At 45.9% G+C, this 19,780-nt stretch carries 19 protein-coding genes; 17 read left to right on the top strand and 2 right to left on the bottom strand.

The annotated features are described in order from the left end of the window. The first annotated feature begins 66 nt into the window (after positions 1-66). The 16 genes from WMO28_RS12395 (at position 67) to WMO28_RS12320 (ending at position 15,201) form a co-directional block, all read left to right on the top strand. Positions 67-2,592 carry a glycyl radical protein gene (locus tag WMO28_RS12395; protein WP_178645502.1) on the top strand — a complete coding sequence of 842 codons (2,526 nt, stop codon included), beginning with the start codon at positions 67-69 and terminating at the stop codon, positions 2,590-2,592. A 20-nt stretch (positions 2,593-2,612) separates the two neighbouring features. Next, positions 2,613-3,404: a glycyl-radical enzyme activating protein gene (locus WMO28_RS12390; protein WP_119238996.1), complete on the top strand. Its 792-nt coding sequence runs from the start codon at positions 2,613-2,615 to the stop codon at positions 3,402-3,404. Positions 3,405-3,591: 187 nt separating this feature from the next. After that, a complete protein-coding gene (locus WMO28_RS12385; protein ID WP_178645503.1) occupies positions 3,592-4,467 on the top strand; it encodes a class II aldolase/adducin family protein in 876 nt (291 codons plus the stop codon). 33 nt (positions 4,468-4,500) lie between these two features. Further along, the gene (locus WMO28_RS12380) at positions 4,501-5,889 is read left to right on the top strand and encodes an aldehyde dehydrogenase family protein (RefSeq protein WP_021651547.1); all 1,389 of its coding nucleotides are present in this window, start codon (positions 4,501-4,503) and stop codon (positions 5,887-5,889) included. Positions 5,890-5,907: 18 nt separating this feature from the next. Further along, a complete protein-coding gene (locus WMO28_RS12375; RefSeq protein ID WP_349057150.1) occupies positions 5,908-7,140 on the top strand; it encodes a zinc-binding dehydrogenase in 1,233 nt (410 codons plus the stop codon). Between the two features lie 24 nt (positions 7,141-7,164). Then, positions 7,165-7,479, top strand: a complete 315-nt coding sequence (locus tag WMO28_RS12370) for a BMC domain-containing protein (protein ID WP_015525953.1) — start codon at positions 7,165-7,167, stop codon at positions 7,477-7,479. Between the two features lie 86 nt (positions 7,480-7,565). Further along, positions 7,566-7,841, top strand: coding sequence for a propanediol utilization microcompartment protein PduA (pduA, locus tag WMO28_RS12365; protein ID WP_015525952.1), 276 nt, complete (start codon positions 7,566-7,568; stop codon positions 7,839-7,841). 43 nt (positions 7,842-7,884) lie between these two features. Beyond that, positions 7,885-8,223 carry a BMC domain-containing protein gene (locus tag WMO28_RS12360; RefSeq protein WP_178644776.1) on the top strand — a complete coding sequence of 113 codons (339 nt, stop codon included), beginning with the start codon at positions 7,885-7,887 and terminating at the stop codon, positions 8,221-8,223. 72 nt (positions 8,224-8,295) lie between these two features. Continuing rightward, the gene (locus WMO28_RS12355) at positions 8,296-8,574 is read left to right on the top strand and encodes a BMC domain-containing protein (protein ID WP_005427721.1); all 279 of its coding nucleotides are present in this window, start codon (positions 8,296-8,298) and stop codon (positions 8,572-8,574) included. Positions 8,575-8,703: 129 nt separating this feature from the next. Then, entirely contained in the window at positions 8,704-9,315 is a 612-nt protein-coding gene (locus WMO28_RS12350; protein WP_370816971.1) for a phosphate propanoyltransferase, read from the top strand. A 69-nt stretch (positions 9,316-9,384) separates the two neighbouring features. Next, a complete protein-coding gene (locus WMO28_RS12345; RefSeq protein WP_015525950.1) occupies positions 9,385-9,651 on the top strand; it encodes a EutN/CcmL family microcompartment protein in 267 nt (88 codons plus the stop codon). A 4-nt stretch (positions 9,652-9,655) separates the two neighbouring features. After that, positions 9,656-10,984, top strand: a complete 1,329-nt coding sequence (locus WMO28_RS12340; RefSeq protein ID WP_349057149.1) for a 4Fe-4S dicluster domain-containing protein — start codon at positions 9,656-9,658, stop codon at positions 10,982-10,984. 16 nt (positions 10,985-11,000) lie between these two features. Beyond that, the gene (locus WMO28_RS12335) at positions 11,001-11,549 is read left to right on the top strand and encodes a BMC domain-containing protein (RefSeq protein ID WP_178641822.1); all 549 of its coding nucleotides are present in this window, start codon (positions 11,001-11,003) and stop codon (positions 11,547-11,549) included. Between the two features lie 69 nt (positions 11,550-11,618). Beyond that, positions 11,619-12,383, top strand: coding sequence for a DeoR family transcriptional regulator (locus tag WMO28_RS12330; protein WP_178641819.1), 765 nt, complete (start codon positions 11,619-11,621; stop codon positions 12,381-12,383). Positions 12,384-12,455: 72 nt separating this feature from the next. Then, the gene (locus WMO28_RS12325) at positions 12,456-13,607 is read left to right on the top strand and encodes an iron-containing alcohol dehydrogenase (protein WP_178641816.1); all 1,152 of its coding nucleotides are present in this window, start codon (positions 12,456-12,458) and stop codon (positions 13,605-13,607) included. Positions 13,608-13,989: 382 nt separating this feature from the next. Next, on the top strand, positions 13,990-15,201 hold the full coding sequence (locus tag WMO28_RS12320) for a cob(I)yrinic acid a,c-diamide adenosyltransferase (protein WP_178641814.1): 1,212 nt from the start codon (positions 13,990-13,992) through the stop codon (positions 15,199-15,201). 253 nt (positions 15,202-15,454) lie between these two features. On the opposite strand, the gene fucO is transcribed toward WMO28_RS12320, so the two are convergent. Further along, positions 15,455-16,600 carry a lactaldehyde reductase gene (fucO, locus tag WMO28_RS12315; RefSeq protein WP_178641811.1) on the bottom strand — a complete coding sequence of 382 codons (1,146 nt, stop codon included), beginning with the start codon at positions 16,598-16,600 and terminating at the stop codon, positions 15,455-15,457. A 146-nt stretch (positions 16,601-16,746) separates the two neighbouring features. Next, positions 16,747-17,334 carry a TetR/AcrR family transcriptional regulator C-terminal domain-containing protein gene (locus tag WMO28_RS12310; protein WP_178641808.1) on the bottom strand — a complete coding sequence of 196 codons (588 nt, stop codon included), beginning with the start codon at positions 17,332-17,334 and terminating at the stop codon, positions 16,747-16,749. A 236-nt stretch (positions 17,335-17,570) separates the two neighbouring features. On the opposite strand from WMO28_RS12310, the gene recQ reads away from it, so the two are divergent. Then, entirely contained in the window at positions 17,571-19,400 is a 1,830-nt protein-coding gene (gene recQ, locus WMO28_RS12305) for a DNA helicase RecQ (RefSeq protein WP_349057148.1), read from the top strand. Positions 19,401-19,780: the final 380 nt, after the last annotated feature.

The raw sequence follows: 19,780 nt of genomic DNA, 5'->3' as shown, positions 1-19,780 counted from the left end.
GAGCGGTTCTGGAAGCGTGGAGGCAGACAGATCACCAGAAACAGCCGGTTGTGAGAAAGGAGAATCATGGAGAAATTTCATATAGCAGATATCCCGAAAACAGACAGGATCACGCATCTTGTTGATAATCTTTATGCGAAGATGCCGGTGATCGAATCTGCCAGAGCGAAACTTGTCACAGAGTCTTACAAAGAAACTGAAGATGAGCCGATCATTACGAGAAGGGCGAAAGCTTTTGCTCATATTCTGCGTAATATTCCGATCATCATCCGTGATGAGGAGCTGATCGTCGGAAGTAGTACTATCGCACCGAGAGGATGTCAGACATTCCCGGAATATTCTTTCCAGTGGCTGGAGGATGAGCTGGATACAGTAGCTACACGAACAGCAGATCCATTTTATATTGCGGAGGAGACCAAGGCAGAGCTTCGCGAGGTACATAAATACTGGAAGGGTAAGACTACAAGTGAACTTGCAACTTCCTATATGGCACCGGAAGCGATCCGTGCGATCGATCACAATATTTTTACACCGGGAAACTATTTCTACAATGGCGTTGGCCATGTAACAGTCAAATATGAAGAGGTTCTGGCTATCGGTTATGAGGGAATCATTGCCAAGGCGCAGAAGGAACTGGATGAGTGCAATGTGGGAGATGGAGATTATGCGAAGAAATCACGCTTCCTCAATGCAGTGATCTTAAGCTGTCAGGCTGTTATCGATTATGCACACCGCTATGCGGAGCTTGCAGAGAAGATGGCATATGAGACTCAGGATCCGACCAGAAAACAGGAGCTTCTTCAGATCGCATCCAACTGTACACGTGTACCGGAGAAGGGCGCCCGTAACTTCTATGAGGCATGCCAGTCCTTCTGGTTTGTACAGCAGCTGATTCAGATGGAGAGCAGCGGACATTCTATTTCACCGGGACGTTTTGACCAGTATATGTATCCATATTATAAGAGTGATATGGAGGCAGGTAATCTTACCAGAGAGTTTGCTCAGGAGCTTATGGACTGTATCTGGGTTAAATTAAATGACCTGAATAAATGCCGTGATGCTGCATCCGCAGAAGGCTTTGCCGGCTACAGCTTATTCCAGAACCTGATCGCAGGCGGACAGAATAAGGATGGCGAGGATGTGACCAATGATCTCTCCTTTATGTGTATCCAGGCATCCATGCATGTACATCTTCCGGCACCGTCACTTTCTGTAAGGGTATGGAACGGATCTCCTCATGAATTCCTGATCAAGGCAGCCGAGCTTACCAGAACAGGAATCGGACTTCCGGCTTACTATAACGATGAGGTTATCATTCCGGCACTGCAGAGCAGAGGTCTGACTCTTGCTGATGCCAGAGAGTACAATATCATCGGATGTGTTGAGCCGCAGAAAGCCGGTAAGACAGACGGATGGCATGACGCAGCATTCTTTAACATGTGCCGCCCGCTGGAGCTTGTTTTCTCCAACGGTATGGATAAAGGCGTTCAGGTCGGTATCCAGACTGGTGATGTTACAGAGATGAAGACATTCGATGAGTTTTACGATGCTTATAAGAAACAGATGGAATACTGCATCTCACTTCTTGTAAATGCAGATAATGCCATTGATGTGGCCCATGCTGAGAGATGTCCGCTTCCTTACCTTTCCTGTATGGTGGATGACTGCCTGAAACGTGGCAAATCTGTTCAGGAAGGCGGAGCTGTATACAACTTTACAGGCCCTCAGGGATTTGGTATCGCTAACATGGCTGACTCCCTGTATGCGATCCGCCAGCTCGTATACGAAGAGAAGAAGATGACCATGGAAGAGCTGAAGGAAGCTCTGGCATGGAACTATGGTAAAGGTATTGATGCACAGTCAGCAGCCGATATCACTACCATTGTAATGCAGAAGCTTCAGGAGAATGGCATCAGCGTAAATGCAGACATGGCTAAAGCTGTTATGACAGCAGCTATGGGAACAGAGCCATCTCCGGAGAAGAAAGCAAGATTCGAAGAAATCCACAAGATGATCGACGAGGTTCCGAAATTTGGTAACGATATTCCGGATGTGGATTATTTTGCAAGAGATGTGGCTTATACCTATACAAGACCGATCCAGAAATATATGAACCCGAGAGGCGGCCATTACCAAGCAGGACTTTATCCGGTATCAGCCAATGTTCCTCTTGGCGGACAGACAGGTGCCACACCGGATGGACGTTATGCACATACACCGGTTGCAGATGGCGTTTCTCCATCAGCAGGCAAGGATGTGAAGGGACCGACAGCGGCAGCTACTTCTGTATCCCGTCTGGATCATTTCATCGTATCTAACGGTACACTGTTCAACCAGAAATTCCATCCGTCAGCACTTGCCGGAAGAGAAGGCCTGGAGAAATTCGTGGCACTGATCCGTGGATACTTCGATCAGAAGGGTATGCACATGCAGTTTAACGTTGTCGACAGAGAGACACTTCTGGATGCACAGAAACATCCGGAGAAATATAAACATCTGGTCGTACGTGTTGCAGGTTACAGTGCATTGTTTACAACTCTTTCCCGTTCTCTGCAGGATGACATCATCCGCCGTACAGAACAGGGATTTTAACCGGATTTAAGAGGTAAATTATGGACTATTTGGATACAAAGGGCAGGATCTTTGATGTTCAGAAATATTCGGTGCATGACGGTCCGGGAATCCGTACTATCGTATTCCTGAAAGGCTGTGTCCTTCGCTGTCGCTGGTGCTGTAATCCGGAATCGCAGGAGTACAGGATCCAGAACATGAAAGTACTGGGAGAGGACAAGGTGATCGGCCGTGATGTGACAGTCCGTGAAATGATCGAGGAAGTAGAAAAAGACCGTGCATATTATTACCGTTCAGGAGGGGGAATCACCCTCTCCGGCGGTGAATGTATGTGTCAGGCAGATTTTTCCAGAGATCTGCTACGGGCAGCCAAAGAACGCGGTATCAATACAGCCGTAGAAAGTATGGCCTGTGCCCCGTGGGAAAAGATCGAGCAGGTTCTTCCGTATCTGGATGTATATCTGATGGATATCAAGCACATGAATCAGGAGAAACACAAGGAATTCACAGGACGCGCCAACGGACTGATGCTGGAGAATGCAAGAAAAGTTGCCCTCTATGGAAAAACAAAGCTTGTGATCCGTGTCCCGGTTATTCCTACATTTAATGATTCTGTTGAAGAGATCCAGGCAATCGCCAGATTTGCGGATTCTCTTCCGGGCGTAAATAAGATTCATCTGCTTCCTTATCACAGACTTGGACAGGATAAGTATGAAGGCCTTGGAAGACCCTATTTAATGGAAGGAATTCTTCCACCGACTGCCGAACATATGCAGATGCTTAAGGGTGCTGTGCATGCTGTATGCGGCCTGGACTGCCAGATCGGAGGCTGAAAAACAGCACTTTATAAAGAATGAGATCCTTTTTCAAAAGAAAACATAAAAAACAATAAAAACAACATAAAAAGCAACAAGAAACCAACATAAAACAACGGATTGCCCTTGACTTATTCTGTGGTATGGAGTAAAATATTGACAGAAACAAAATAGTGCAATCCAATGCTCAAGGAGGAAATTAAGCATGGTAAACGAGTTTGAAATCAAAAAACAGCTTTGTGACATCGGTAAAAGAATCTACAACCGTAACATGGTTGCAGCAAATGACGGAAACTTTTCTGTTAAGATCGCAGAGAACGAGTATCTTTGCACACCAACAGGTGTATCTAAAGGTTTCATGACACCAGAGTTCATCTGTAAAGTAGATGGCAAGGGTAATGTAATCCAGGCTAACCCGGGATTCAAACCATCATCTGAGATCAAGATGCACATGAGAGTATATGAGAAGAGACCGGACGTAGGATCTGTTGTACATGCTCATCCGATCTATGCAACATCTTTCGCAATCGCAGGAATTCCGCTTACACAGCCGATCATGCCAGAGGCAGTTATCGCTCTTGGATGTGTTCCGATCGCTGAGTACGGTACACCTTCCACAATGGAGATTCCGGATAACCTTGAGAAATACCTTCCATATTTCGATGCAGTACTTCTTGAGAACCACGGAGCACTTACATGGAGCACAGACCTTAACGCTGCATACATGAAGATGGAGTCTGTAGAGTTCTACGCACAGCTTCTGTATCAGACAAAACTTCTTGGTGGCCCGAAGGAATTCGACAAAGAGAACATCGAGAAACTGTACGCTATCCGTCGTAAATTCGGTATGCCTGGTAAACATCCGGCAAGCCTTTGCCTGAACAAAGACGGAAAGAACTGCCACAACTGCGGCGGCGCATGCCACAATGATGATTACAAACAGTTCCCAGGATATCAGTATGATTTCGTTGGAAAAGACTGTGATAAAGAAGCTGCTCCAGCAGAAGCACCGGCTAACAACGATGCAGAGCTTGTTGCTCAGATCACAAAACAGGTTATGGCTCAGCTTGGCCTGAAATAATCTTTTGACGGAATAATTAAGGAGGACAATCTCATGCCAATAAGTGAGAATATGGTACAGGAAATTGTACAGGAAGTTATGGCAAAGATGCAGATTGCAGATGCTCCGGCCGGAAAACATGGCGTTTTCAAGGATATGAATGATGCTATCGAAGCAGCCAAGAAGGCTCAGTTGGTAGTTAAGACAATGTCTATGGACCAGAGAGAAAAGATCATCACCTGCATCCGCAAGAAGATCAAAGAAAATGCGGAAGTACTGGCACGTATGGGTGTTGAGGAAACTGGTATGGGTAATGTGGGAGATAAGATCCTGAAGCATCACCTGGTAGCAGACAAGACACCTGGAACAGAAGACATTACAACAACTGCATGGTCCGGAGACAGAGGACTGACTCTGATCGAGATGGGACCGTTTGGTGTTATCGGTGCGATCACACCATGCACTAACCCAAGTGAAACAGTTCTCTGCAACACAATGGGTATGCTGGCAGGCGGAAATACAGTAGTATTCAACCCACATCCGGCAGCAGTTAAAACTTCTATTTACGCAATCAATCTTTTAAATGAGGCTTCCCTGGAATCAGGCGGCCCGGATAATATCGCTGTCACAGTTGAGAAACCAACCCTTGAGACAAGCAATATTATGATGAAACATAAAGATATCCATCTGATCGCAGCAACAGGAGGCCCTGGTGTTGTGACAGCAGTTCTTTCCTCTGGTAAGAGAGGAATCGGTGCAGGAGCAGGAAACCCGCCGGCACTGGTTGATGCTACTGCTGATATCCGTAAGGCAGCTCAGGATATCGTAAACGGATGTACATTCGATAACAACCTTCCATGTATCGCAGAGAAGGAAGTTGTTGCAGTATCTTCCGTAGTTGATGAGTTAATGCACTACATGCTTACAGAAAATGACTGCTACCTTGCATCCAAGGAAGAGCAGGATAAGCTTGTTGAAACTGTACTTGCAGGCGGCAAGCTGAACCGTAAATGTGTAGGACGTGATGCGAAGACACTTCTTTCCATGATCGGAGTTCAGGCACCGGCAAACACCCGCTGCATTATCTTCGAGGGACCGAAGGAGCATCCGCTTATCACAACAGAGCTTATGATGCCGATCCTCGGAATCGTAAGAGCAAAGGATTTTGATGACGCTGTAGAGCAGGCTGTATGGCTTGAGCATGGCAACCGTCATTCCGCACATATTCATTCCAAGAATATTGATAACATTACAAAATATGCGAAAGCAATCGACACAGCAATCCTTGTAAAGAACGGCCCGTCCTATTCCGCGCTTGGATTCGGTGGAGAAGGCTTCTGTACATTTACCATTGCAAGCCGTACCGGTGAGGGACTTACAAGCGCAAGCACATTCACCAAGAGAAGACGCTGCGTAATGACAGACAGCCTTTGCATTCGTTAATCAGGAGGAACATAAACAATGGATATGAACAATGTAAATATCGAAGAAATCGTTAAACAGGTTCTCTCCGGCATGACAGGAAACGCTCCGGCTGCAACACCAGCTGCAAGCGCTCCGGCTGCTCCGGCAGGAAATGCTATTCCTAAAAAAGCAAGAGTAGCAATGATGACAGAGAAGAAACATTTTGAGCTTCAGGAGTATGACCTTCCGGAAGTTGGAGATGACGACATCCTTGTAAAAGTTGAGGGATGCGGTGTCTGCGGAACAGATGCTCATGAGTACAAAAATGATCCGTTTGGTCTTATTCCGGTAGTTCTCGGACATGAGGGAACTGGTGAGATCGTAAAAATGGGTAAGAACGTTACCGTTGATACAGCTGGTAAACCAGTTAAAGTCGGCGATAAGATCGTTACATGTATGATCTTCAAAGATGATCCGGAAATCACAATGTTCGACCTCAACAAGAAAAACGTAGGCGGCGCTGACGTATACGGACTTCTTCCGGACGATGATGTTAAATTCAACGGATGGTTCGCTGATTACATCTTCATCAGAGGCGGAAAATTCGGTTCTACATTCTTCAATGTAAGCGACCTTGATCTTGATTCCCGTATCCTCATCGAGCCATGTGCAGTACTTGTACACGCAGTAGAGAGAGCAAAAACAACAGGAATCCTGAAATTCAACAGCAGAGTTGTTGTTCAGGGCTGTGGACCGATCGGTCTTATCTGCATCGCTGTTCTTCATACAATGGGCGTTCATAACATCTGTGCAGTAGATGGAAATGAGAAACGTCTTGAGTTTGCCAAGAGAATGGGTGCAAACACAACAGTTAACTTCATGAACTTCAAGGGTATCGAGGCACTTACTGAGGCTGTTAAAGAGGCTCAGGGTGGACATCTTGCAGATTTCGCTTTCCAGTGCACAGGAAACCCGAAAGCACATGCAAACATTTACAAATTCATCCGCAACGGCGGCGGCCTTTGCGAGCTTGGCTTCTTCATCAATGGTGGAGATGCAACAATCAACCCGCACTTCGACCTCTGCTCCAAAGAGATCAACCTTGTTGGTTCCTGGGTATACAACCTCAGAGATTATGCAACAACATTTGATTTCCTTAAGAGAGCAAAAGCAATCGGACTTCCAATGTCTGAGCTGATCACTGACAAGTATCCGCTGGAAGAGATCAACGAGGCACTTGAGAAGAACCTGTCAATGACAGGTCTTAAGATTGCGGTTGTTAACAAATAACCTTAACGGGAAAGGAGAAGCAACATGGCAGAAGCTGTAGGAATTCTGGAGGTCTTCGGACTTGCGACAGCCTTTGTGGCAGCTGACGCCGGGTGCAAGGCTGCAAATGTCCACCTGGAGGTATTCGATAAGAATAAACCGGCGAATGCGGACAGCCTGCCAGTACCGCTTCTTGTCTGCATCAAGTACCGCGGAAGCGTGTCAGATGTCACGGCAGCGGTAGAAGCCGGCATGAAAGTCGCAGAGAGCATGACAGGTGTGGTACAGCATTACATAATCCCCAACCCGGAACCAGGTACACAGAAGATGCTGAAGATCAGCGCCCTGGATAAAGATTAAAGGATTCCCCTAAGTACACTTTACAAAAGTGTCGGAATCATATATGATAAAAAAGTAACGAATGTAAGATTCAGGAGGATAGAATCATGGCACAGGAAGCATTAGGAATGGTTGAGACAAGAGGCCTCACAGCTGCAATCGAAGCAGCAGATGCAATGACAAAAGCAGCAGAGGTTGCTCTGGTAGGAACAGAGAAGATCGGTTCCGGTCTTGTAACTGTTATGGTTCGTGGAGACGTAGGCGCTGTAAAAGCAGCAGTAGAGAGCGGAAGCGCAGCAGCATCCAGACTTGGAGAGCTCGTAGCTACACACGTAATCCCGAGACCTCATACAGATGTTGAGAAGATTCTTCCGAAGCTCTAATTCAGGCTTTGAGAGAAACAGAAATTAGTTAAGGAGTTCGCTCATGGGAAAATCATATGGATTTATAGAAATCACTGGTGTGGTTGCGGCAATCAATGCCCTGGACATCATGTGCAAAACGGCAGACGTTGAGCTGGCGTCATGGGAGCGTAAGCTGGGCGGACGACTGGTGACCCTGATCGTACAAGGCGATGTATCAGCAGTTACAGCAGCTGTAAATGCAGCGGTTGAGCAGGCCATCAAGAAGCCTGCAAGCTATGCGGTAATTGCGAATCCTCACGAGGAGATCGTCAAACTGGTTGAGCTGAGTGCAAGCCGGTGGAAGAAGAAACAAGAGAAGCCGGAAGCTGCACCGAAGAGCAAAAACAGCAGCAAGAAATAAGCGGCTGCACCAGATCAGAAGTAAATACGAAATAAAAACAATGCATTAGCAATCCATAAGGAGGATATAATCATGACACAGGAAGCATTAGGAATGGTTGAGACAAGAGGACTTACAGCAGCTATCGAGGCAGCTGACCAGATGTGCAAGGCAGCTAACGTTGCACTTGTAGGAACAGAGAAGATCGGTTCTGGTCTTGTAACTGTTATGGTTCGTGGAGATGTAGGAGCTGTTAAATCTGCAGTAGAGAGCGGAAGCGCAGCAGCATCCAGACTTGGAGAGCTCGTAGCTACACACGTAATTCCGAGACCTCATACAGATGTTGAGAAAATCCTTCCGGTTCTTAAATAATCTAGCTGATTAGTACTGATATGCACCGGCCGAAGGGCCATTAAGGCTTACGGCCGGTGCTTTTCAGTTTGAAACGGGAAGAAAGCAGGTGTACTCTTGGAAACGAATAACATTGAAATGATCACAAAAATGGTGATCGATGCGATCAACAAGAACGAAGATAAGGGCAATGGTTTTGTTGTACCTATCGGAGTTTCCGCAAGACATATTCACCTGACACAGGAGCACGTTGAGGCACTGTTCGGAGAAGGCTATCAGCTCACAAAGAAAAAAGATCTGATGGGTGGACAGTTTGCATCAAACGAGACAGTTACTATCGTAGGACTGAAGCTCCGTGCTATCGAGAATGTGCGAATCCTCGGACCTGTCCGCAGCAAGTCTCAGGTTGAGGTTTCAGCTACGGATGCGATCAAGCTTGGAATGAAGGTTCCGGTACGTATGTCCGGTGACCTTGCAGGAAGCGCACCGATCGCGATCGTGGGACCGAAAGGTGCCATCTATCTGAAAGAGGGATGTATTGTGGCTATGCGTCACATTCACATGGCTCCGAAGGATGCCCAGGCTGCGGGTGTACATGATGGTGATATTGTTTCCGTTAAGGCTGATAACGAGCGCGGAACGATCTTTAATCAGGTTAAGATCCGTGTGGACGACAGCTTTACACTGGAAATGCATATTGATACAGATGAAGCAAATGCAGCAAGAATTGCCACAGGCAATACAGTTACCATAATCAAATAATATTCCTCCTTCGGGGATGCCTGATTCTGGCATCCCTATTGGAGAATATGGAGAAAAACGGAGGCTCATATGATCGTAGGCAAAGTAGTTGGAAGCATTGTTTCCACACGAAAAAGTGAAAAACTGATAGGAAATAAATTCATGATTGTAGAGCCGGTGCATCATATGAAAGCCGAGCATAGCCAGATTGTTGCTATCGATATCATCGGAGCAGGAATCGGCGAGTATGTATTGGTGGCACAAGGAAGCGCAGCAAGAATTGGCTGCGGCGTAGAAACAGCACCGGTGGATGCCGCAATTGTCGGAATCGTAGATGACGGTGCAGGATTGGAGTAACGCCATGGATATCAAAGAATTACAGAAAATTATGCAGGAGAATGGTGTTGTCGGAGCAGGTGGAGCAGGTTTCCCTACATACATGAAACTGACCGACAAGGCTGACACGATTCTCATGAACTGTGCAGAGTGCGAACCTTTACTTAAGCTACATAGACAGCTGTTGGAGAAGCACGCATACGAGATCATGAAAACATTCGATATGGTTGCGGAGACGGTAGGAGCTTCACAGGCCATCATCGGAATCAAAAAATCTTATGTACAGACAATCAATGCCTTAAATCAGCATATCGAAGAATTCCCGAGGGTTAAGATCCATCTTCTTGATGAGGTTTATCCTATGGGTGATGAGGTTGTTCTTATTTATGAGGCAACCGGACGCGTGGTACGGCCGGGAGGACTGCCAATCGAGCAGGGAGTAGCCGTATTCAATGTAGAGACTCTTTACAATGTATACCGCGCAGTAGAAGAAAAGAAACCGGTAACAAGCAAATATGTTTCTGTTGTCGCAGAGGTTGAGAATCCTGTCACAGTGAAAGTTCCGTTAGGATGCACACTGGACGAGGTTGTAGCTCAGGCCGGCGGTACAACAGTGAAGGAGCCTGTATATTTCGTAGGCGGACCTATGATGGGACGTATCGGAAAAGGTTCCGACCCGGTAACAAAAACAACGAACGCAATCCTGGTTCTTCCAAAGGACCATGTTATTGTCATGAAGAAGCAGCGGACTTCTTCTATAGATCTGAAGAGGGCAGCATCTATCTGCTGCCACTGCCACACATGTACAGATCTTTGCCCGAGACATAATCTGGGACACCCGATCGATCCGGCAATGTTCATGATGGCAGCATCCAATCAGGATTTCAGAAATGTAAATCCTTATATCAATTCTGCATTCTGCAGCTCCTGTGGTGTCTGCGAGATGTATGCGTGTCCGCAGAGCCTGGCTCCGAGAACACTGCTTGCAGATATGAAGGGCGGACTTCGTAAAGCCGGAATCAGACCACCTCAGGGTGTTCAGCCGAAACCGGTACAGGAGTCAAGAGAATATCGTAAGGTTCCAGAGGAGCGCCTGATGGCTCGTCTCGGACTCACAAGATACGACAAGGATGCACCGCTTCAGGAAGACCTTGTAAATGTATCCAAAGTAAAAGTTCTCTTAAGCCAGCATATCGGTGCACCGGCACAGGCAATCGTAAAAGTAGGCGATATGGTAACAGAAGGTCAGATGATCGCACAGCCTGCACAGGGATTGAGTGTTGGAATCCATGCAACTATCAGCGGTAAAGTAACAGAAGTAACAGACCGCCATGTTGTAATTGCAAGAAATTAGAAAGGACGTGCACAAAATGAGTAGAGCAATCGGAATGATTGAGTTTAAAACCACACCAGCTGGTATCACTGCAGCAGATGCCATGGTTAAGACATCTGAAGTAGAGATCGTGGAGGCGCAGACAGTATGTCCGGGAAAATATATTGCAATTATCACCGGAGACTTAAGCGCGGTTAAAGCTGCTGTAGATGCAGCGGTAACAACATATGAGGACAAATGCATTGACAGTTTCGTACTGGGTAATCCACATGAGTCCATTTTCCCGGCTATCTACGGAACCACACAGGTTGAGGAGATCAGCGCACTGGGAATTCTTGAAACTTATGATGCAGCATCTATTATCGAGGCAGCAGATCAGGCTGCAAAGACAGCAATCGTTGATCTGATCGAGCTTCGTATTGCAAAGGGTATGTGCGGTAAATCCTACATGCTCCTTACAGGTGAGGTTTCTGCAGTAGAGGCTTCAATCGAAAGAGCAAAAGAGCTCGTAGCTGAAAAAGGAATGTACATGGATTCCTCAGTGATCGCTCATCCGGACAAGAGAATGATCGATACGATCCTTTAATATTGTCTGTTTAACCGGGATATCCTGTAATGGGATATCCCGAATGACATCCGAAAAAGGAGGCATTTTATGCTAGCGTTAGAAAGAAGAAATCTGATTCTCGAAAAATTACAGGAAGAGAAAAGGGTTGTTGTAAGTGAACTAAGCCAGCTTTACAGTGTCTCAGAAGAAACCATCCGCCGTGATTTGGACAAGCTGGAAAAAGAAGGACTTGCCACGAAGAGTTACGGCGGTGCGGTGATCAATGAAGATGTCGGCATTGACTTACCATTTAACATTCGTAAAAACCAGAATGTACAGGGAAAACAGAAGATGGCGGAGCTTGCAGCTTCCATGGTGAATGACGGAGACCATATTTTTCTGGATGCCAGTACCACAGCAGTGTTTGTGGCAAAGGCTCTCAAAGAAAAAGAACGCCTTACAGTTGTGACAAATTCCATGGAGATCCTGCTTGAGCTTGCAGATGTGTCCGGATGGAACATCATTTCCACCGGCGGCGTTATGAAAGAGGGCTATCTTGCATTTCTTGGCGCACGGACGGAGGAAGTCATCCGTTCCTATTATGTGGACAAGGTTATTTTTTCCTGTAAGGCATTAAACGAGGAAATGGGGATCATGGAGTCCAAGGAAGCCTTCGGAACAACAAAGAAGGCCATGATCGGTTCCGGAAAAATGCGTATTCTGGTGGTAGACAGCACAAAATTCGATCAGACTGCTTTTTCCGTGGCAGGACAGCTGCGGGATATAGAGATGGTGATCACAGACAAAAAACCATCTGAGAAATGGCTTCGCCGTTTCAGCGAGCATAAGATCGAGTGCGTTTATCCGAAATAGGTTGAACGTAGATCCGGTCACAGGCAGACAAAAGAGTCCGGTGATCCGGTATGACGAGAGGGAGCAATTTCTATGAATACATTTGAAATGAAGACAGCCATCCATTTTGGAGACGATGCCCTTGGACGACTGAAAGAGATTCCATACAAGAGAGTTCTTGTTATCACAGATCCGTTCGTAGTAAAAAGCGGAATGATCGATATGATCACAAAGCCTTTACAGGCCGGCGGAAAAGAATTTGATATTTTCTGTGATGTAGTTCCGGATGCACCGGTAGGAAAGATTGCAGAGGGAGTAAAAAAATTCCTTCAGTATCAGCCGGAAGCAATCGTTGCAGTTGGTGGCGGTTCCGCCATTGACTCTTCAAAAGCAATCCGTGAATTTGCACTGAAGATCAATAACTACGGAAAAGTAGGCCTTGTTGCCATTCCGACAACAAGTGGTACAGGCTCAGAGGTTACATCCTTTGCTGTTGTAAATGATACAGAGGCACATGTAAAATATCCTCTGATCTCAGAGAGCCTGACAGCAGATGAAGCGATTCTGGATGCAGAGCTTGTAAGAAGCGTTCCGCCTGCTATTACAGCAGATACAGGTATGGATGTTCTGACACATGCAATTGAGTCTTATGTCAGCATCAACCATAACGAGTTTACTTCCGCGCTTGCAGAGAAGGCAATCGAGATCTGTGGTGTATATCTGTACCGTGCATATGTTGACGGAAATGATATGCATGCAAGACAGAAAATGCATGTAGCATCCTGTCTGGCAGGACTTTCTTTCAATGCAGCTGGTCTTGGAATCACACACAGCATGGCGCATCAGCTGGGTGCTATTTTCCATATTCCTCACGGAAGAGCAAATGCGATGTTACTGCCGCATATTGTTGAGTATAATGCGAATATCAATAAACGCAGCAGAAGCCAGAAAGAATATCTTCCGGCTGTAAAGAGATATTCCAATATTGCACATCTTCTTGGACTGAGCAATTATAATGAGGTTATGAGCGTAAGATCTCTTGTAAACTGGATCCAGTTTATGCAGAAAGAGATGAATATTCCTCTTACTATCGAAGAGATGAAGGCTATCACACCGGATGCTTATTTTGCAGCGGTTGATAAGATGGCAGATATGGCGTTAGCTGACGCTTGTACTGTCGCTAATCCTCGTGTGCCTAAGAAAGAGGATATTGTTAAGATTTACACGAAGTTGTGGTCTTTCTAAGAACTGGTGTAGGTTTTGGGAAGATTTGAAACCGCAGAGGAGAGCAAAGGGTCCGAAGCCCCGGACCCTCTGCACACCCTTCGGGCTTTTTTTAGAGTGCCTGACAGTTGTGGACGGTAAGTTGTTGACTTGTGTCTGTATGCTTCGTTTGTTGAAGACTGGACGTTGTGCCGAGGTGGCGCCGTTGGCGCCTTGGCTGTGTAGCGTTATTGGCTGGGGCGCGTTTGTAAACGTCGCGCCTGGTTTGACGAGCGTATTGTGGATGTGTGACGCTGTATGTAGTTAGGTGGAGCGTATTTAGATGTGAGAGGTTGTGTGCAACACGTCAGTCGGGGATTGTGAAAAGGGATCGAGAGGATTTTTACTGGGAGGTTGAACTGTGATGGAGGTTTATACCGGGTATGGTGATAAGGGGATGACGGATCTTTCCCATACGAAGAATGTGTCTAAGTCGGATGACAGGATTTGTCTGATGGGGTCTGTGGAGGAACTTTGCAGTCATATCGGGCTGATCCGGGTTCTGGTTAAGGATGGGGATATTATCCGGATGCTGGAAAAGATCCAGGATACGTTAAAAAAGATCATAGATGGCGTTTCGGATCCTTATAACCGGGAGTTTAAGATCAGTGAAGACAGGACGGAGCTTCTGGAGGAGGAGATCCGGCGTATGGAGGAGGTTTTTCAGGGGGCCAGGCTTCCGATTCTGCCGGGGGATTCTCGCGCTGCTGCTGAGATTGATGTGACCCGGGCAGTGGCACGGAGGGCTGAGAGAGAGCTTGCACTGGTCAGTGTGAAATTTGGATCGGATACCGGAGCCAAGAAATATATGAATCGTCTGTCAGATTATTTTTATGTGCTGGCGAGATATGTGGATGTTGTGAAAGCTTCAGAGAAGAAAGAAGATCTGGCCGAAGAACAGAAAACTGTGGTGGAGTCAGAAACAGCCGCAGCAGAAAATTCTGGAAAAACAGCCAATGATCTGAATGCAGAGAATGTACATACACAGAACGCAGCGCCATCATTTACAGCGGCTCAGAGTCAGCAGATGCCGGTACAGCAGGAAAACGTACCGGAACAGCAGGCGGTAACAGCGACAGCAGGAGGAAGTACAGCTATGGCACAGAATGACAGTATGGCAGTGAATACAGCGATGATCCAGGAAGTGCTGAGACGTATGGGAATTCAGGGACGTATCACACTGGATTCGGCCAAGCGTCTGATCGAGAAGATCGAGCAGGAAGCACTGCGTAGGAATAAGCCTTCTGTGATCGCGGTATGCGGACCTGACGGAAATCCTGTTGCAGTCCATGTGATGGATGGTTCTTATCTGGTAAGCTTTGATGTGGCTATGAAGAAGGCTTACACATCGGTTGCAGTGAAGATGTCCACTATGGAGCTTTCCAGGCTCACACAGCCGGGTCAGACATTTTACGGGCTTGGTAAGATGAGTGATAACATTGTGATCTTCGGAGGTGGCGTTCCTCTGAAAGTCGGTGATACGATCATTGGTGGTCTTGGTATCAGCGGTGGTACAGGAGAAGAAGATAACAGCCTTGCGGAGTATGGACTGCAGATTCTGAAGGATGTACTGTAAGATCAGATAAGCGGATAATAAAACAGACAAGAAAACATGAATATAAAAAGAACAGGTTATGAAGGCGTGTGATATTCATAACCTGTTCTTTTTTTAGAGAATCAGGCAAGTCCTATGAGAGACTGCGAAGAGCAATGAGCAGTGTTTCAGGGACTTGCCTGTATCAGGAGGACATAAATGTTTCCTGATAAAATGCGAAGCAGTTATTTACTTAAGGATAAATAGCGAAAATTCGCTTCTGCTCGTACTTTGATCACATGATCTTTCTGAACAGAGCTTTCAGATCCTCTACGCTTGCATCCTTCGGGTTTCCAGGTGCACAGGCATCTGCATGAGCGGATTCTGCAAGGAATGTAAGATCCTCTTCTTTGATAGCTTCCAGTTTGGTAGGAATTCCCACATCAACAGAAAGTTTTCTGACAGCATCAATAGCTGCTTTTCTGTATTCTTCCTGTGCCATGGAATCTACATTTTCAACACCCATTGCACGTGCAATCTCACGGTATTTCTCACCGGTGCATTCCTGATTGTACTCCATAACGATCGGAAGCATCATAGCACATGCAACACCATGTGGAGTATCGTAAACAGCGCCCAGAGTGTGAGCCATGGAATGTGCAATACCAAGACCTACATTAGAGAAGCCCATACCTGCGATATACTGTCCAAGAGCCATTCCCTCACGTCCTTCTTTGGTGTTTTCAACAGCACCACGAAGAGATTTGGAGATCAGCTCGATTGCTTTCAGATGGAACATATCTGTCATTTCCCATGCTGCTTTTGTTGTATATCCTTCAATAGCATGTGTCAGGGCATCCATACCTGTGGAAGCGGTCAGACCTTTTGGCATGGAGGACATCATCTCCGGGTCAACAACTGCGATGATCGGCATATCATGTGGGTCAACACATACAAATTTACGTTTTTTCTCAACGTCTGTGATAACGTAGTTGATCGTAACCTCAGCGGCTGTACCTGCTGTTGTAGGAACTGCAATGATCGGAACACAAGGATTCTTTGTAGGAGCAGTACCCTCAAGACTTCTTACATCCTCAAATTCCGGGTTTGCGATGATGATTCCGATCGCTTTGGAGGTATCCATGGAAGAGCCACCGCCGATTGCGATGATATAATCTGCACCGGATTTTTTGAAGGATTCTACGCCGTGCTGTACGTTCTGAATAGTAGGATTTGCTTTGATATCAGAGTAGATCTCGTATTCCAGTCCGTTTTTCTCGAGAATATCAGTTACTTTGCTTGTAACATGGAATTTGATCAGATCAGGGTCGGAGCATACAAATGCTTTTTTGAATGCATGTGCTTTTGCTTCGTTTGCGATTTCGGCGATCGCACCTGCTCCGTGATAGGAAGTTCCGTTTAAATTGATTCTGTTTGCCATGATTGTGACATTCCTTTCTGCGTTTCATACGCCATATCTTTGTTATTATATTAACAATTTTGCACGAAAAAAGAAAGTTACAGAAGTCGTTAAGTGTAACGTTTTCTGTAACTTTCTGAATTTATTAAAGTATGACCCGGGAAAAATCAGCTCAGAATCTCAAGAGAGATAAAAAGCTCCGAAAGCTTTGCAGGCATTGCATCTACCAGAACAGAGGCAAGCTCAGTAGGAGAAAAGCTTAAGGCACCGGTCACCCACCGGACTGTCATATAGATAGAACTCTGGCAGTACATCTCCAGAAGATAATGGATATTTTTGTCGGGAAGTTTGCCAGTTTTTTCACAAATCAGATGCTCATAAAACTGAAGAATCAGTTCAAAATCATGCTGGCGAAGAGAATTCTGCTCATCATAGCGGAAAGCGGCTGCGAAAAAATTACGTTCTTCTTCGATGTAAGAGAATTTCTTGACCAGAGCGTCATAAACCGTTTTTCCCTGCCCCATATGTTCAAAAGATTTCGCGAGAAGTATATCAAAATACCAGTTGATGAGATCATATTTATCCAGAAAGTTCCGGTAAAAAGTCTGTCTGGTAATGCCGCATTTTTCAGTGATCTGTTTCACGGTGATATTTTCTACGGAAGTGGTTTTCATACATTCCTTCATGGCGTGCGCCAGGCGATATTTGGTTTTGGTACTTTTAGATAGCTGATTCAGATCAAGACTTTCGGCCATTTTCAACCTCGTTAGTTAAAAGTTAAATGATATAAGATTACAGATATTTATAAATTATGGTAAGTGGAAAATGTCTGTTTGTCAATCGGAAAAAATACTAAGCCGGAAAGGAAATTGGAAATTGCTGTGAAAATATGATAAAATAAAATATTCAGAAAACACTGGGGATTTTTATAAAAAGAAAACAGGCGGATCCGAATATCCGCACACAGAAAAGGAAAGGATCATGTCGATATATGACGAAACAGGAACTTTTAAAGACCCATTTCGGGTATGATACTTTCAGAGAAGGTCAGGAGACAGTGATCGATGCACTTCTGGAGGGAAGAGATGTTCTGGCTGTAATGCCGACGGGAGCAGGAAAATCTATCTGCTATCAGGTACCGGCGCTGATGATGAAAGGGATTACACTGGTGATCTCACCGCTGATCTCTCTTATGAAGGATCAGGTGCGAAGCCTGAATCAGGCGGGTATCTCGGCAGCGTATCTGAACAGCTCGCTGACACAGGGACAGTATTTCACTGCTTTGCGCTATGCAAAAGCTGGCAGGTATCCTATTATTTATGTTGCTCCGGAACGTCTTACCACGGAGGCATTTCTGGATTTTGCGCGAAATGTGGAAATTTCCATGATCGCAGTGGATGAGGCACACTGCGTGTCGCAGTGGGGACAGGATTTCCGGCCAAGCTATCTCAAAATCGCTGAGTTTATAGAACTGCTTCCTAAAAGACCGGTGATCAGTGCATTTACGGCAACTGCAACCAAAGAGGTCAGAGAGGATATTGCAAGACTTCTGGGACTTCAGGATCCTTTTTGCACGACAACAGGATTTGACCGGGAGAATCTTTACTTTGCGGTAAAAACGCCGAAGGATAAATATAAAGAAGTTCATGACTATGTAATGGAGCATCCGGATGATAGCGGCATTATCTACTGCCTGACGAGGAAACTTGTAGAGGAGGTTTCGGAGAAGCTGATCCGTGATAGAATCTCCGCCACCAGATATCACGCCGGACTTTCGGATGAGGAGCGCCGGAATAATCAGGATGATTTTATTTATGATCGGTGTCATGTGATGGTAGCAACCAATGCTTTCGGAATGGGAATCGACAAGTCGGATGTGCGTTATGTGATCCACTACAATATGCCAAAAAACATGGAAGGCTATTACCAGGAGGCAGGCCGCGCAGGGCGTGACGGAGATCCGGCAGAGTGTATCCTGCTCTACAGCGGAAAGGATGTGGTGACGAACCAGTATCTTATTGAGCGAAGCCAGGACAATCAGGAGATGGATGCAGCCACCTGGCGTCTTGTCCGGGAACGTGATCAGGAGCGGTTAAAACAGATGACTTTTTACTGCTTTACTCATGACTGTCTCAGAGAATACATTCTGAAATATTTTGGAGAATATGGAAAAAGCTACTGCGGAAACTGTCTGAACTGTCAGACTGAATTCGAGGAGTACGATGTGGCAGAAGAAGCGGCGGCTATGGTGCGTTGCGTGGAGAACTGCGGGCAGCGGTATGGGATCAATGTGATCCTGGATACGCTGCGTGGAGCCTCTACGGCAAAGATCCGTCAGTATCATATGGAAGAAAATCCTTCATACGGTGTCTGTGCGAAGATGCCGGCACATAAGCTGAGACAGATCTTTAATTATCTGGTGCTGAGAGGATATCTGCATCTATCGGACGACGGATATACGATCGTGAAGCTTACTATTTCTTCAAAAGAGTTGCTGGAGGATAACGCTCACATCACCATGAAGCTTCCGAAAGAACAGGAGGTCCGCAAAAAAGAAAAACGCAGCCGTCTTTCAAAGGCAAGTGCAGGAGAGCTTGGCGAGCAGGATGAACCGCTTTTCCAGAAGCTTCGTGCCCTCCGCCTGGAGATCGCCAGAGAGGAAAAAATCCCTCCCTATATGGTATTTTCCGACAAAACCCTCGTACACATGTGTATCCTGAAGCCGAAAAACGAAGAAGAAATGCTGAATGTGACAGGAGTAGGTGCACATAAATACGAAAAATACGGAAAAAGGTTTATTGATGCGGTGCAGAATATGTAGGAAATGGGATTTTGCCGTCGGAATATGGAGAGCGAAATGTTCTGAAATTTCTTGCATATTAAGTTGAATTTTGTTAGAATAAGACAAACAGAAAAGATTTGGATGGCTTTGCGGCCGGAATGTTTTCTGTATTATCATATTGTCTGCTGCATGTTCCGGTGCAGCGCACAGGCATTTCGTAAGCAGAGTTCTATGCAACCGTGGAATCCCTTTGATAGTTAGAGCTTTTTCATGTAGAAGATCTGTCATGCCGACTTTTTTCTCATACAGAAGAGTAGCGTGTATTCTTAAGACATGAACGTAGCCCGTGAAAAACGGGAAGCAATTCTTTAAAAAAGCAGGATATCCGCGAATGAGGAAAATCCTGCTTTTTGTCATAT

The organism is Blautia aquisgranensis (genome assembly GCF_040096615.1).
Taxonomy (GTDB): Bacteria; Bacillota; Clostridia; order Lachnospirales; family Lachnospiraceae; genus Blautia_A; species Blautia_A aquisgranensis.
The sequence above is the reverse complement of the archived record's forward strand: the minus strand, read 5'-3'. Positions and strand labels throughout refer to the sequence as shown.

Bases quoted from the DNA above. Each gene is read 5' to 3' on its own strand.
- WMO28_RS12395 (WP_178645502.1), top strand. From the start codon at position 67: ATGGAGAAATTTCATATAGCAGATATCCCGAAAACAGACAGGATCACG.
- WMO28_RS12390 (WP_119238996.1), top strand. From the start codon at position 2,613: ATGGACTATTTGGATACAAAGGGCAGGATCTTTGATGTTCAGAAATAT.
- WMO28_RS12385 (WP_178645503.1), top strand. From the start codon at position 3,592: ATGGTAAACGAGTTTGAAATCAAAAAACAGCTTTGTGACATCGGTAAA.
- WMO28_RS12380 (WP_021651547.1), top strand. From the start codon at position 4,501: ATGCCAATAAGTGAGAATATGGTACAGGAAATTGTACAGGAAGTTATG.
- WMO28_RS12375 (WP_349057150.1), top strand. From the start codon at position 5,908: ATGGATATGAACAATGTAAATATCGAAGAAATCGTTAAACAGGTTCTC.
- WMO28_RS12370 (WP_015525953.1), top strand. From the start codon at position 7,165: ATGGCAGAAGCTGTAGGAATTCTGGAGGTCTTCGGACTTGCGACAGCC.
- pduA (WP_015525952.1), top strand. From the start codon at position 7,566: ATGGCACAGGAAGCATTAGGAATGGTTGAGACAAGAGGCCTCACAGCT.
- WMO28_RS12360 (WP_178644776.1), top strand. From the start codon at position 7,885: ATGGGAAAATCATATGGATTTATAGAAATCACTGGTGTGGTTGCGGCA.
- WMO28_RS12355 (WP_005427721.1), top strand. From the start codon at position 8,296: ATGACACAGGAAGCATTAGGAATGGTTGAGACAAGAGGACTTACAGCA.
- WMO28_RS12350 (WP_370816971.1), top strand. From the start codon at position 8,704: ATGGTGATCGATGCGATCAACAAGAACGAAGATAAGGGCAATGGTTTT.
- WMO28_RS12345 (WP_015525950.1), top strand. From the start codon at position 9,385: ATGATCGTAGGCAAAGTAGTTGGAAGCATTGTTTCCACACGAAAAAGT.
- WMO28_RS12340 (WP_349057149.1), top strand. From the start codon at position 9,656: ATGGATATCAAAGAATTACAGAAAATTATGCAGGAGAATGGTGTTGTC.
- WMO28_RS12335 (WP_178641822.1), top strand. From the start codon at position 11,001: ATGAGTAGAGCAATCGGAATGATTGAGTTTAAAACCACACCAGCTGGT.
- WMO28_RS12330 (WP_178641819.1), top strand. From the start codon at position 11,619: ATGCTAGCGTTAGAAAGAAGAAATCTGATTCTCGAAAAATTACAGGAA.
- WMO28_RS12325 (WP_178641816.1), top strand. From the start codon at position 12,456: ATGAATACATTTGAAATGAAGACAGCCATCCATTTTGGAGACGATGCC.
- WMO28_RS12320 (WP_178641814.1), top strand. From the start codon at position 13,990: ATGGAGGTTTATACCGGGTATGGTGATAAGGGGATGACGGATCTTTCC.
- fucO (WP_178641811.1), bottom strand. From the start codon at position 16,600: ATGGCAAACAGAATCAATTTAAACGGAACTTCCTATCACGGAGCAGGT.
- WMO28_RS12310 (WP_178641808.1), bottom strand. From the start codon at position 17,334: ATGGCCGAAAGTCTTGATCTGAATCAGCTATCTAAAAGTACCAAAACC.
- recQ (WP_349057148.1), top strand. From the start codon at position 17,571: ATGACGAAACAGGAACTTTTAAAGACCCATTTCGGGTATGATACTTTC.